Origin of the sequence: Hydrogenothermus marinus (assembly GCF_003688665.1) — a bacterium.
In the GTDB taxonomy this organism is placed as follows: Bacteria; Aquificota; Aquificia; order Aquificales; family Hydrogenothermaceae; genus Hydrogenothermus; species Hydrogenothermus marinus.
On the sequence record NZ_REFO01000011.1, the window covers coordinates 45,575 to 59,971 of the forward strand.

Here is a 14,397-nt window from a genome sequence, read left to right on the forward strand (position 1 = left end):
TAATAATAGAAACATTACTTTTAATTTTTGGTATAGGAATTATGGTAATTCCAACTTTTTATAGAATAAAAAAACTTAAAGAGAAAGAAAGGTGAATATAGGACTTCCAAAAGGTGTAAAATCTTTTTCACCACAGGAAACTGTACAGATAGAATATATCCAAAAAAATATATCTGATACTATAGAAAAATGGGGATATGAAAAATTATATCTTCCTATTTTTGAGTATTATGAAGTTCATAAAAAAGGGATAGGAGATAATTTAAAAAATCTTACATTTAGATTTGTTGATAGAAATGAAGGAGATATTCTTACATTAAGAGCAGATTTTACAGCTCAGATAGCAAGATATGTTGCATCATTAAAAGAAAAAGAGTTTCCACTTAGATTTTATTACAATGATGATGTTTATAGATATACATATCCAAAAGCTGATAAACTTTGGCAGATAAGACAGTTAGGAATAGAACTAATTGGAAGTGATAGATACGAAGCAGATGCAGAAGTAATAGCAATAGCTGTAAACTCTTTAAAAAATTTAAATATAGAAAATTTTCAGATAGATATAAATAATGTTGCTATTTTCTATTCTCTAAAAGATTTACTTAATTTGACAGATAAAGAGTTTAAAACTTTTATGGAATTTATTAAAAAAAGAGAAATTTTTAATATAAAAAGATTTACCTCTGATAGAGATATAGATGAAGTTTTAAAGGAATTTGTCTTAAACTTACCAAAATATCAAGGAGATATAAATCTAATAATAGATTTAAAAGAAAAACTTTCAAAATTTAAAAGTATAAATAAAGCCCTTCAAAAATTAATTGATATTTATCAAATCTTAAAAGAGTACAATCTAACAGAAAATATTAGATTTGATCTTGGAGAACCAAAGGAATTTGATTATTATACAGGTTTAGTATTTGAAATATTTATAAAAGATTTTAAAAAGCCAATTGGAATTGGTGGTAGATATGATAACCTTTTAAGTAAATTTAATGGTAATATCCCAGCTACTGGTTTTGCTTTTGATATTATAAATTTATGGCAATATATGAAAGAAAAAGATTTAGTTTCAAAATCTGTTTTTAAAGATTATTTCATAATAGACCTTACAGATAATAAAAAGTTAGCTTATAAAATAGGAATAACATTAAGAAAAAAAGGATATAAAGTTGGGAGAGATATTGTAGATAGGCCTTTAGAAGAGTCTTTAAATTTTGCCTTTAAATCAGGATATAAAAATGTTATAGTAATAGGTATTGAAAAAAATACAGAAAGAATACATATTTATAAAAACAAAAAAGAGTTTGAAATTAAAAATATAGAAGAAATTCTAAAATAAAAAATTTTAATTAATATTTTAAAGGAGTTATATTATGACACAAGAAGTATCAAAAAACACAGTTGTATCTTTCAATTACACATTGAAAGACAAAGAAACAGGCCAAGTTCTTGATTCAAGCCAGATGCATGGGCAACCTCTTACTATTTTAGCAGGTAAAGGGGAAATAATACCAGGACTTGAAGAAAGAATGATGGGAATGAAAGTAGGAGAAACTAAGGAAATAGAAGTTCCAGCAGCAGAAGCATATGGTGAAAAAGATGAATCTTTAATACAGAAAGTACCAAGAGAGTATTTTAATGATATTCCTCTTGAAAAAGGAATGCCTTTACAAGCTCAAACACCAGAAGGCCAAATAATAAATATGGTAGTTGTTGATTTTGATGATAATGAAGTTACTGTTGATATGAATCATCCTCTTGCAGGAAAAGATTTAGTATTTGAAATAGAAGTTGTAAATGTAAGAGAAGCAACTCCTGATGAAATACTTCATGGACATGCTCATGGAGAAGGTGGCCATCAACATTAAATAAAGAAGGGACTTTTTAGTCCCTTTTATAATATTTCTACCTTTTCTTCAACAAATTGATTTTTATCTAAATCTAAAACATAGTTTCCAAAACTTTTATATTTTCCATTTTCAATTGACATTATTATATAAGACATATCTGGCTGAGCAAACATTAAATCAGTTTGAGAAGGCCTATCAGGATGGTCTGGATGGGTATGATAAATACCTACTATCTGCATTCCATTTTTATCTGCATATTCCTCTACCTTTAAATAATCCTTTGGATCTATCTCAAATCTATCATTTGCCCTTTCTTTATTTTGATTTTCAACTTGAAAAACTTCTAAAACTTCTCTTATATTATTTTCATAATCTATTTTTCCTATTAAAAATCCACATATTTCATAAGGATAACCTTTTTCGCCTTGTTTCTTTATCTGTTCAATATGTTCTTTTTTTATTTTTAGCATATTTCTCCTCTTTATGAGATAATTTTTTTATTATGTTAAATATTATAGACTTTCAAAAAGAAGATTACATCAAAATTTTAAAAAAACAGGAAAATTTTTTTAATAAGAAATTAGAAGGGCAACTAAAGGAAGATTTTGTTTTAGTTGGAGAACATTTTAATGTTTATACTTGTGGAAAAAGAACTAAGCCAGAACATATATATAAAAATCCAGAAAATATACCTGTTTTAAATATAGAAAGAGGTGGTAGTATAACCTTTCATGGAGAAGGCCAGATTGTAATTTATCCTATTTTAGATTTAAGACATTATAATCTATCTGTTAAAGATTATGTTTATACCCTTGAGGAAATAATTTTAGATACTTGCAGAAGATACGGAATTAATGCTTTTAGAAAAAAAGGATATCCGGGAGTTTTTACAAAAGAAGGAAAAATAGGATTTGTAGGTGTTAGAGTTTCAAGATATATAACAATTCATGGTGCATCTTTAAATGTAAATGTAGATAAAAAATATTTTAGCTATATAAATCCTTGTGGAATAAATACCCCTGTTGTCAATATATCTGATTATAAAAATATACATCTATCAGAAGTAAAAGAGGAGCTAAAAGAAAATATTTTAAAAACTTTTAGCATTTCTCATTAAGCATATAACTTACATCATCTTTGTCAAGAACTCTTATAATACTTGTAGAACCAGATATTCCCCCTAAAAATCCAACAAGTGCTACTAAAATATCTTCTTTATTAAAATCTTTTTCATAAGCTTGTTTTACAAATTTACATAAAAGTTCTTCAGAGTTTCCTTTTTCTATAATCATATAAGGATTAACTCCCCAAACAATATTTAATCTTCTAAAAGTTTTTAAATCATGGGTAATTGCAATAATTGGGGCTTTTGGTCTAAATTTTGATACATTTCTTGCTGTCCTTCCTGATTTTGTAAATGCAACAATAGCTTTTGCTTTTAACCTATCTGAAAGTTTTGTTGCTGAATAAGCTATAGATTGGGTTTTATCATCTATTGATTGATACTCTTTTATATAAGGATATATCTTTTCTGCTTCTATTATTGTTTTTTTCATAACATTTACTGCTTCTATAGGATATTTACCAACTGCAGTTTCATCTGAAAGCATTACTGCATCAGTACCATCTAGTACTGCATTTGCTATGTCAGAAACTTCTGCTCTTGTTGGTCTTGGTGAGTTCAACATTGAAGTAAGCATCTGGGTAGCTGTAATTACTGGTTTTCCTTTTTCATTACATTTCTTTATAACCATTTTTTGAATTACTGGCACTTTTTCCATCTCTATTTCAACTCCTAAATCTCCTCTTGCAACCATTATTCCATCTGATACTTCTATTATCTTATCTATATTCTCAACTGCTTCATGCTTTTCTATTTTTGCAAATAATGGCTGATCTCCACCATAAGACTGGATAATCTGTTTAGCTTTTAAAACATCTTCTGCTGTTTTTACAAAGGAAAGAGCTATAATATCTATTCCTTCTTTTACTCCAAATTCTATATCTTTTATATCTTTTTCTGTAAGAGCTGATATATCAAGCTTCACATTTGGAAAGTTTACTCCTTTTCTTGAAGATATAACTCCACCAACAATCACTTTTGCAACAATTCCTTCTTCATCTTTATCTATTACTTTTAGCCTTATTAAACCATCTGCTATGTAGATTCTATCTCCAATATTTAATTTATTTAGTATCTCTGGATGATTTATACTTATCTTCTCTTTTGTTCCAATAACTTCCTCTTTTACTATTTTTATTTCATCTCCATAATGAACAGTAAAAGGTTTTTCAACTTGTCCAATTCTGATTTTTGGTCCTGATAAATCTTGCAAAACTGCTACATGTTTATTTAGTTTTTCACTAATTTTTCTAACTTTTTCTAAATTTTCTTTATGGGTTTTATGGTCTCCATGGGAAAAATTAAATCTAAATACATCCACTCCTTCATTTATAAGTTTTTCTATCATTTCTTCTGCTGCTGTTGCAGGTCCAAGAGTAGCAACTATTTTTGTTTTTTTCATAAATTATCCCTCCATTGCTAAATTTTTTATTAGTTTGGCCGTTTTATCTAAAGCTCCTTTTTCTCCAAGTTTTGTTTTTACAGATTTTAAATCTTTTTTTATTTTATTATACTTGTTTTTATCAGAAAGAATTTCAATTGTATAGTTTGCTAAATTAATAGGATTACACTCTTCTTGTAAGAACTCTTTAATAATCTCTTTTCCTGCAATTATATTTGGAAGACCTAAATAATTAATATTTACAAGCCTTTTACCTATAGCAAAAGTAATTGGTGATACTTTATAAACAAGTGCAAAAGGCTTTCCAAATAAAGATGCTTCTAAGGTTGCAGTGCCTGATGCTATTAAAGAAAATATAGCTTTTTCCATAACTTCATAAGAAGAATATAGGAAATTTTTTCTTGTTATTACTTTTACTGGTAAATCTTTATATTCTTCTACTAAATTTTTTACTCTCTCTTCTTGATTTTCTGTTGCTGGAATTACAAAATAAAGATTTGGGTAAACTTTATGTAAAAGTTTTGCAGTTTCTAAAAGCGTAGGAAGGAGTGCTTTAACCTCGCTTTCTCTACTTCCTGCAAGAAGTCCAAATATTTTATACTCTTTTGGAATATTTAGTTTATATTTAAAACTTTCTTCTGTTTCTGTTGTTTTTATAATGTCTAAAAGAGGGTGTCCAACATATGCAAATTTAAAGTTTTTATTTATATATGGCTTATATAAACCTTCTTCAAATGGAAATATAGATATTAAAAGGTCTGTATTTTTTGCTATTTTAGGAATTCTCTTTTTTCCCCAAGCCCATACTTGCGGTGCTATAAAATAAACTGTTTTGATATTTCTTTTTTTAGCTTCTTCAAGAAGTTTTAGATTAAATCCAGGAAAATCAACAACTACTAATAAATCTATATTATCAAGCTGATTAACTACTTTTTTAAATGTTTCTTTTATTTTTGTATACTTAGTTAAAGCTTCTGTTAATCCAACGACAGAGATATTGTTTATATTTTCTATGCTTTTAACACCTGCTTTTTCCATTTTTGGACCAGTTATACCAATCCATTCAAACTCTGGTAATCTTTTTACAAGCTCAGATGCATAATTATCTCCTGAAATTTCTCCAACAGATATAAAAGCCTTTTTTTTCATAAAAATATCCTTTTCTATGTATTAGAAAGGGTATATAGTTTATAAAATATACCTTTTTTCTTTAAAAGCTCTTCTTTTGAACCTTCTTCTATAATCTTTCCATTATCCATTACTATTATTTTATTTACTATATCAAGCACTTTTAATCTGTGAGTTATCATTATTATTGTTTTGTCAGAAAATTCTTTTTTTATCTCCTCCATAATATACTCTTCTGTTTCTACATCTAAAGCAGAAGTTCCTTCATCTATTATTACTATATCTGGATTTTTTAAAAATATTCTTGCTATTGATATTCTTTGTCTTTCTCCACCTGAAAGCCTTGAACCTTTTTCCCCTAAATTTGTATCAAGACCTTTTTCTAATTTAAATACAAAATCTGCTTTTGCTTTCTTTAAAGCTTCATAAAGCTCTTCATCTGTAGCATCTGGTTTGGCAATTAAAAGATTATTTCTTAAAGTATCATTAAAAATAAAAACTTCCTGAGAAATCATTCCTATATGCTTTCTTAATGACGAAACTGAATACTTTCTTAACTCATTATTGTCTAAGAAAACTTTACCTTGATAATCTTTTATTAAAGCAGGTAGTATCTTAATTAATGTAGATTTTCCTGAACCTGTTGCCCCAACAATTCCTACTTTTTCTCCTTTTTTTATAATAAGATTTATATCTTTCAATATTTGATTTTTGTCTATTCTTAAAGAAACATTTTTATACTCTATTTTTTCTTTTAATCCTTTAAACTCTATTCCTTCATCTTTTTCTTCTGGAAAGTCTAACAAAAATTTAATTCTATCTATAACTGGTGATAAAGCTTTTAGATTTACAACTCCTCTTTGCAGAACTTGTAAAGAATTAACTAATATTAAAATACCGCCAAGAAATGAAAAAAAATCACCTGCGGTAATTTCCCCTTTGATTATTCTAACTCCACCATAAAAAATTATTCCTGCAGTAGCTGCATAGGCTATAATTTCTACTGAAGCTACATATAAGCTTTCATAAAGTTGATTCTTTTTTTCTCTTTTATAAAGCTCATTGTTTATTTTTTCAAATATTTTTTTAAAAATATTTCTATTAAAAATCTTAACAATCTCAAATCCTGATATTACTTGACTTATATGCTGGGTATAATCTGCAAGGCTTTCTTGCAGTTTTCGTGAATATTTTTTCCTTTTTTCTCCAAAATAATTCAAAGCTAAAGCTAAAAATGGAACAGAAATTACAAAAATTAAAAATAGTTTCCAATCTCTATATATCAAAACTCCTATTATAGCTATAATTGTTAGAACTTCTGTAATTACATTAATTCCTATCATTGAAGATATTTGCGAAAATCTTTCAAGATCATTAGTAAATCTACTTATAATATTACCTGTTGAAAGTTTCATTAAATAGGAAGGTTCTGTAGAAAGAAGTTTGTTATAAAAAGTTTCTCTTAAGTTTTTTAATGCTTTAAATATAATTAATGGATATAAAAAATCTTTTAATAAAAAACCTGTTTGTTTTATAATTGCAAGTATAATTAAAACAAATATTACAAATATTAGACTTTCATAACTTTTAGATATAAATACATCATCTATTACATTTTTTACAAGGTATGCCATTCCTGCTAAAGCACCAGATTCAAGTAAAGAACCAATAAAGGCAAACACAAATAAAAGCCAATATCTTTTATAGATATTAATTAAAAATTTCAAATTTTCCATTATCTTTCATAAAGTTTTATAATTTTTTTCTTAAATTTATAAGATTTAACAATTTTATACTGGGGTTTTTCTTCACAAGTTATTAAATATTTCCAATCTTTTGTATGACTTGATTTGAATATTGGTTTGTTTTTTATGAAATCTAAATAAAGACATATAGATTTTTCAGATGCACAGTCAAAAGCTATTTTTTGGCGTATATCTATTGTTTTAGCAATATCATATGCTATTTTCTTTCTTGACTCTTTATATTTCATCATTATAGGAAATCCAATAAAACCTACTAAAAATCTTATTATGATAAAACTTAAAGCAGTATATAAAAATATTTTAATGATTTTTTCTTTATTAAAAGAATAAATCAAATAAGCAAAAATAACTGCCAATATAGGAAATAAAGGTATTATATATCTCCCTCTACTTCCAACTGATATTAAGTATGGAATATAATTTATAAAAGCTATAAAAAGTAATAATTTTATTTCTGAAGGTATTCTTAAATTTTTTCTATAAATGAAAATTCCTATCAAAACAAATAAACTTGCAGGTAATATCTGCTTAAAGTTTAATACTGGATAAGATATTAAATGAATGAAAAATTTAGAAAAATCTTTAGATTGTTCAACTCTGTTAAAACTTTCAACAAATAATTTTTGTAAATATATATCTGGGTTTGCAGTATTAAATATCCATATTAAAGGTATAAAAAGAGAACATATACCACCTATCCATATATATGGATTAAATAACCCTTTCAAATCTTTATAATAAATAAGTAAAGCTAAATAAGATAATCCAAAAAAAGCATAAGCTGGAAATCCTTTCAATAAAAATGCTATACCTGTGATAATTCCTGCTAAAATTAAAAATATACCTTTTTTCTCTTTATAACCCCAAAATAGAAAGTAAAACATTAAAAATACAAAAAATGCTAAAGTAGCATCTATTTCTGCTAAATATCCATACCAAAATAAAATGTCAACAAATGTAATATAGATTAAAGAAGCCAAAATAGATATTTCTTTATTTTTTGTAAGTTTAAAACTAAATTTATAAATTAAAACTAATGTTAATATTACAAAAAATATACTAACAATCCTAGCAGTAAGCTCTGACCAAGGTATAAGATAAGAAGAAAAAATAATAAACCAGTTAAAAAGAGGTGGTTTATTGAAATATAAATCTCCTAAAAAGGTTGGTTGTAATAAATTATGGCTATAAGCCATTTCAAAGGCGACAATAGTTCTTAAAGATTCTTCATTTCTAAATTCGTAAAAATTTATGTTTGGAAAAAAAGAAAGTATAGCTAAAATTATAAGCAAGAAAGAAAACTTAAACTTATCTTTTAATAGATTTTCCACTTATTCCTCACTATAAAGTTCTTCTAAAACTTCCTTTGCACCTTTTTCTAAAAGATTTTTTGCAAGGTTTATTCCTAAATCTTCTGCTTCTTCTAAATTACCACTAATTTTATCTTTAAACACTCTTTTAGCTTCTAAATCTGATATAAAACCTGTTAAATATAATTTTCCATCTTTTATTTCTGAATATCCTGCAAGAGGTACTTGACATCCACCTTCAAGAGTTTTTAAAAATGCTCTTTCTGCTTTTGCCCTTATTTCACTTTCTTTATGGTTTAAGGTAGATATTATATTATTTGTTTTTTTATCTTCCAATCTTGTTTCAATTGCAAGAAAGCCTTGAGCAACTGCAGGAAGCATAATATCAATATCTAATATTTGTTTTACTTTATTTTCAAGGCCAAGTCTTTTTAATCCTGCATAAGCAAGTATTATTGCATCATATTGACCTTCTTCAAGTTTTCTTATTCTTGTATCAACATTCCCTCTTAAATCTTTTATATTTAAATCAGATCTTTTTAGTTTTAGTTGAACTTTTCTTCTTAAAGAAGAAGTGCCAACACTTGCTCCTTTAGGAAGTTCATTTAAAGAGTTATATTTAACAGATAAAAAGGCATCTCTTGGATCTTCTCTTTCCATAATAGCTGTTAGCCCAAGGCCATCAGGAAAGTAAGTTGGAACATCTTTTAAAGAATGGACTGCAATATCTATTTCATTTTTTAAAAGAGCATCTTCTATTTCTTTAACAAAAAGGCCTTTTCCTCCTATCTTTGCAAGAGGAACATCAAGAATTTTATCTCCTTTTGTTTTTATTTTTATAATTTCTATTTCAATTTCAGGAAAATGTTTCTTTAACTTGCTTGCAACAAAATTAGCTTGCCATAAAGCAAGTTTACTTCCTCTTGTTCCAATTCTTATTTTCAATAAAATATCTCCTGTAAAAAATAATGTTTTGAATATTTTAAAGGAAATTTAACCTAAATGGAATAAAAAAACTTCTTAAAATTTATATTGTTTCAGTCTCATAATAAAAATTTAAAATCAAGTTTTTTTAAGTAAAATTTAGAATAACATTGATTAAAAATTTTGTGGGAATTATAATCAAATTTAAAACTATATATTTATTATTGACAAAATTTATAAAGCATGTAGGATTATACCTGTTGGTGTTTTTCCTAAAAGGAGGAAAAGTTAAATTGAAAAGGATAATTCTTTTAATATTAGCTTTAATGAATATTTCATGGGCTTTAGATGAAACAGATCTAAATATCTTCACTGGAACTGTTCAAAAAATAAAAGATCATATACTACTTGTCAAGGTACATAAATGTCCTGAAAAAGGAGTAAAATTAAAAGTAGAAAAACTTCCACCAAATATTGAAGAAGGTAAAGATATTTTATTTTTAACAGATAGAAGTTTATGTTTTAGCACAAATAATAAAGAACCTTTCATTGTTAAGGAAATTCGTATTTGGAGAAATGGGAAATGAAGAAATTAATATTATTACCAATAATAATTTTTTCATTAGTAAAAGCTCAAACTTCATGTAATATACCACCATTTCTCACAACAACAGTTCCACCTAATATTCTATTTGTAATTGATAAAAGTGGAAGTATGAGTTGGGATGCATATGGAGATTCTTATGATTCTAGTATCACCTATGAGGGTTACTTTATACCAAATAAGTTTTATAAGTATAATAATGGTATATGGGAAGAAACTTCAGCAAGTAGCGAAATTGGATGTAAGATTAGAAGAAAAAAAGGTATATGTTCTGGAAATAGATTAAACTGGTATTACATGTCAAGAATGGATTTATTAAGATGGGCGACAACTGGTGGTAAACCTATAGATTGTCCAGACTATGATTATACAGATCAAAATTGTGATCCTGATTTAGCATGTACGGGAAGTTATTGTATATTAAAATCTACAAATGGAGCTAAAGTTAAAGTTCCAAAATCAAGGTTAAATGGAATTGTACAACAGCTTGAAAAAGGGGATATAAAACCTCGTTTAGGAGCTCTATTTTTCAGTAGTAATATAATGCAAGCAAAAGTTTATATTGGAGATTATCCATATACTAGTGGAAATAATGCTGGTAATGCTGATCCTGATCATCCTTATACATATTTTAAAAGATTTATAAATGCACTGGTACCGTATGGTGGAACCGGGACATCTATAGCAATGTGGGAAGCTTATGATTATTTTAAACAAAGTGATGATCATAATTTTACTAACCAATTTAAATTAGAAAAAGGTACATATAAAGACCCTATGTATTTTTGTGATTATCAGGGGAAGAACTGTCAACCTGCACCTTGTGCTAAAAACTTTATAATATTAGCTTCAGATGGACAATGGAATAGAGGACCTACAGGAGCTTCTTGCTCAATAGATTCTGGCTCTGAAGATAATTCAGCAGATCCTGTTGTTCCTGCATATTGGTTGCATACCAAGTTAGGAAGAACATTGTTAGGTAATGATATAAATATTTCTGCAGTTTATTCACTTGGGTTATTTTTAGGTGGAAGAGGTGAACAATCCCTAAAAAATATAGCAATGTATGGTTCTTTTGATACCTCTTATGGAGATTGGCCTTCTGGAACAGATGGTAGCCATTGGGATGGAGATGGAAGACAATATCCATGGGATACCTGTTATATGGATGATTGTGGAAATGGTAAAGGAAGTGCTTGTACACCTCTTCCAACAGGAGACTCTCATCCAGATTGGGATAAAAATGGAGATGGACTTCCTGATACATTCTTAAATGCTAAAAATGCTACTCAAATTAAAGATAGTCTCTTAGCATTTATAAGGGACATACTAAAAAGGACTTCTTCTGCAAGTTCTGTATCTATTTTATCTAAAAGAAATACTTCAGGAAATACAGTATTGCAAGCTGTATTTTATCCTCAAAAATCTTTTCCAAATGGAAATAATATAGATTGGGTTGGATACCTTTATAATTATTGGTTTTATTACTCTTTAACTGATCAAAGTATAAGAGAAGATACAAATCTAAACTATTCCTTAGATTTAAATCAAGACTACAAATTAGACTTTATAGTAGATACAAGCGGAAATTTAAAAATCAATGCTTATGATAATAGTGATACTCTACAAGCTACTTATAATTCCTTAGATGAAGTAAAATCGTTATGGGAAGCAGGAGAAAAATTAAAAGATACAAGCCCAAATAATAGAGTTATATACACAGTTAGTTCCTCTGATTCGTTAATAGAATTCACAACTTCTAACGCTTCTCAATTTAGTAGCTTTTTAGGAAATACTTCTACATTTCCAAGCTGTTTAAATAGTGATATTGATAATTTAATTAATTATATACGTGGAGAACATATTAATGGATGTAGAGATAGAAGAGCAGATGCTGCAGGTAATACTTGGAAATTAGGAGATATTATCTATTCTACACCTACAATTGTAAATTATGACAACTACTCAGTTGCTTTTGTTGGAGCAAATGATGGAATGCTTCATGCTTTTAAAGTAGGGTATATAAAAACTGATAGTTTTAGCAGTGATAGCGTAGCTCAATTATGTGATAGTAAAACAGGAAATTGTAGCCATAGTGAATTAGGTAAAGAACTTTGGGCATTTATTCCTAAAAATGCTTTACCTTATCTAAGGTACCTTGCAGATCCAAATTATATTCATCAGTATATAGTAGATTTGCAGCCTTATATAATAAGGGTAGATACAAATGGAGATGGTATTACAGATAAAAAAATCTTAATAGGTGGAATGAGGCTTGGTGGAGGTTGTGGATGCAGTGGTGCAGACTGTGAAAATCCTCCTTCAGATACATCTCCTATAGGTTATTCCTCTTATTTTGCTTTAGATATTACAGATCCTACTAATCCTCAGTTTTTATGGGAGTTTACAGATTCAAGTCTTGGATTTTCTTTCTCAGGTCCTGCACATATAACATATAATGGAAAACATTTCATAATGTTTTTATCTGGCCCAACTACTAAATGTGGAGATTCAAACCAAGATTTAAAAATATTTATTTTAAGTATGGATAATAATTTCAAAATTGCATCTACTACAATACTAGATGGGACAAATAGATCTGCTTTATCAAGCTTCAAAAATTCTTTTGGAGGTAGACTTTTTACAGAAGGAGTAGATTATAATGAAGATGGAAATACCGATATAGTTTTTTTCGGAGTTAATAAAAAAGCTGGTTCAGTTTGGAAAGGGAATGTAATTGGTGTAAAAATTACATCAGGAAATCCTTCTGATTGGGAAGTAGTAAAAGTATTTAACTCTGCGATTCTTCCTATTACTGCAAAAGTAGAGTATATGAAATGTTTTGGTATGAATTATATATACTTTGGAACTGGAAGATGGTTCTTCAAAGATGATGAAAAAGATGGTACAGCAAATAAATTATATGGAATAAGAATTGATGAATGTTTAGCTGGAGGAAATTGCAATATAAATGCAGCCCATACTAGTAGCAATTCTTGTGATAATTTATCAGATAGTAATGCTAAAGATAGTTGGTATATAGACTTAGAATCTGCTACTACCGATTACTATAAAGAAAGATTAATATCAGATCCAGCAATAACAAATTATAATGTAGTTTATTTTGCCACTACAGAGCCAACAGGAAGTATTTGCGGATTTGGAGGAAGGTCAAGACTTTGGGGATTAAACTGTGCAACAGGAGGAGATATATTTAGTAATTCATGTCCAGGATATGAATTAAATATACCAGAAAATGCAGCTATACTTTTACAATTATCCAGAGGTAATATTGAAGTTATTAATAAAAGTAGTTTTACTCAAAGTGGAAATAAAACTACTAAATGGTTTACAGGAACAACACCTGAAGCTCCACCGACTGTACCAGGTGGCAATAGTTTACAAAGTAGGATGATACTATGGTTAGAAAAATAAAAGCCTTTACATTACTTGAGCTTTTAGTAGTTATTGCTATAATGGCTATAATTTTAGGAATAGCTATTCCTAATTTTTTTAAGTGGAAGAAGCAAAAATCTATAGAAAGCGATACAAAGCAGATTTATGCCTTTATACAAAAAGCAAGAGCTAAAGCTTTTACAGAAAAAGAGGATTTAACTATTCAAGCTACAGGTAATAAAATTTGTTTATACCAAGGAAATACTCAAATAGAATGCAAAGACTTAGAAAATAAATTCAGTGGAACTATAAACATTTATAAAAGAGGATATTTTTCAAAAAGTAATATTCATATCCAAGATAGTAGTACAATTACTGCAAATTATGATTGTATAGCAGTATCTACATTAAGAGTAAAATTAGGAAAATGGGATGGATCAAGTTGTAAAGCATTATAAAGGTTTTACTATAATAGAAGCTTTAGTATCTTTAGTTATTTTAGCTATTTTATTAGTAGGTTTATTAGCAGGTTTAAACATAGCTGTTAAATATAATTTAATAAATCATGCAAGAGATGAAGCAAGGTTAATAGCTCAAGAATGCAGTGAAAATATTAGAAATATTCCTTTTAATAACATAATAGCAACTACTGTTAATTGTAATAATAATCCTACAAATGTAAATTCACCTTGTATGAATATAAATAAAACTACAGCAGATAAAGTACAAAGGAAAATTAGGAACCTAACTTTAGATTATAATGTAGGATGGAAAATAACAGATGAAACATCAAATTTAAAAAAGATAATTGTAAATGTTTGTTGGAAGCTTTTTGGTAAAAATTATAAATATACTATAGAAACCTTAGTTAGTAATGATTAAATTTAG

Annotated in this window: 13 protein-coding genes; 7 read left to right on the forward strand and 6 right to left on the reverse strand. The window is 27.5% G+C overall.

All coding sequences use genetic code 11. The features are described from left to right. Positions 1-91: 91 nt before the first annotated feature. The gene (gene hisZ / locus CLV39_RS03190) at positions 92-1,345 is read left to right on the forward strand and encodes an ATP phosphoribosyltransferase regulatory subunit (protein ID WP_121922795.1); all 1,254 of its coding nucleotides are present in this window, start codon (positions 92-94) and stop codon (positions 1,343-1,345) included. Between the two features lie 34 nt (positions 1,346-1,379). Continuing rightward, on the forward strand, positions 1,380-1,874 hold the full coding sequence (locus CLV39_RS03195) for an FKBP-type peptidyl-prolyl cis-trans isomerase (RefSeq protein WP_121922796.1): 495 nt from the start codon (positions 1,380-1,382) through the stop codon (positions 1,872-1,874). Between the two features lie 26 nt (positions 1,875-1,900). On the opposite strand, the gene CLV39_RS03200 is transcribed toward CLV39_RS03195, so the two are convergent. Then, positions 1,901-2,326 (reverse strand): Mov34/MPN/PAD-1 family protein, encoded by a 426-nt coding sequence (locus CLV39_RS03200; protein WP_121922797.1) that lies wholly within the window; start codon positions 2,324-2,326, stop codon positions 1,901-1,903. Positions 2,327-2,358: 32 nt separating this feature from the next. Between CLV39_RS03200 and lipB the strand changes: the two genes are divergently transcribed. After that, on the forward strand, positions 2,359-2,973 hold the full coding sequence (lipB, locus tag CLV39_RS03205) for a lipoyl(octanoyl) transferase LipB (RefSeq protein WP_121922798.1): 615 nt from the start codon (positions 2,359-2,361) through the stop codon (positions 2,971-2,973). On the opposite strand, the gene pyk is transcribed toward lipB, so the two are convergent. From pyk to hemC, 5 genes are read right to left on the reverse strand one after another with little or no spacing between them, the layout of a single operon-like run. Then, entirely contained in the window at positions 2,957-4,381 is a 1,425-nt protein-coding gene (gene pyk / locus CLV39_RS03210) for a pyruvate kinase (protein ID WP_121922799.1), read from the reverse strand. The two genes, lipB and pyk, sit on opposite strands and share 17 nt — an antisense overlap. A gap of 3 nt (positions 4,382-4,384) precedes the next feature. Next, a complete protein-coding gene (gene lpxB / locus CLV39_RS03215; protein WP_121922800.1) occupies positions 4,385-5,530 on the reverse strand; it encodes a lipid-A-disaccharide synthase in 1,146 nt (381 codons plus the stop codon). A 14-nt stretch (positions 5,531-5,544) separates the two neighbouring features. Further along, a complete protein-coding gene (locus tag CLV39_RS03220) occupies positions 5,545-7,245 on the reverse strand; it encodes an ABC transporter ATP-binding protein (protein ID WP_170145595.1) in 1,701 nt (566 codons plus the stop codon). Then, positions 7,245-8,606 (reverse strand): ArnT family glycosyltransferase, encoded by a 1,362-nt coding sequence (locus CLV39_RS03225; protein WP_121922802.1) that lies wholly within the window; start codon positions 8,604-8,606, stop codon positions 7,245-7,247. The genes CLV39_RS03220 and CLV39_RS03225 overlap by 1 nt, the downstream gene beginning before the upstream one ends. After that, positions 8,607-9,530: a hydroxymethylbilane synthase gene (gene hemC / locus CLV39_RS03230; RefSeq protein WP_121922803.1), complete on the reverse strand. Its 924-nt coding sequence runs from the start codon at positions 9,528-9,530 to the stop codon at positions 8,607-8,609. It lies immediately after the preceding gene. Between the two features lie 272 nt (positions 9,531-9,802). Between hemC and CLV39_RS03235 the strand changes: the two genes are divergently transcribed. Genes CLV39_RS03235 through CLV39_RS03250 form a run of 4 tightly spaced genes read left to right on the forward strand, consistent with a single transcriptional unit; the run spans position 9,803 to position 14,391 of the window. Continuing rightward, on the forward strand, positions 9,803-10,096 hold the full coding sequence (locus CLV39_RS03235) for a hypothetical protein (protein WP_121922804.1): 294 nt from the start codon (positions 9,803-9,805) through the stop codon (positions 10,094-10,096). Further along, positions 10,093-13,548, forward strand: coding sequence for a pilus assembly protein (locus CLV39_RS03240; protein ID WP_121922805.1), 3,456 nt, complete (start codon positions 10,093-10,095; stop codon positions 13,546-13,548). The genes CLV39_RS03235 and CLV39_RS03240 overlap by 4 nt, the downstream gene beginning before the upstream one ends. Beyond that, positions 13,533-13,967, forward strand: coding sequence for a pilus assembly FimT family protein (locus CLV39_RS03245; protein WP_121922806.1), 435 nt, complete (start codon positions 13,533-13,535; stop codon positions 13,965-13,967). Before CLV39_RS03240 ends, CLV39_RS03245 begins: the two co-directional genes overlap by 16 nt. Beyond that, positions 13,942-14,391 carry a type IV pilus modification PilV family protein gene (locus tag CLV39_RS03250; protein WP_121922807.1) on the forward strand — a complete coding sequence of 150 codons (450 nt, stop codon included), beginning with the start codon at positions 13,942-13,944 and terminating at the stop codon, positions 14,389-14,391. The genes CLV39_RS03245 and CLV39_RS03250 overlap by 26 nt, the downstream gene beginning before the upstream one ends. Positions 14,392-14,397: the final 6 nt, after the last annotated feature.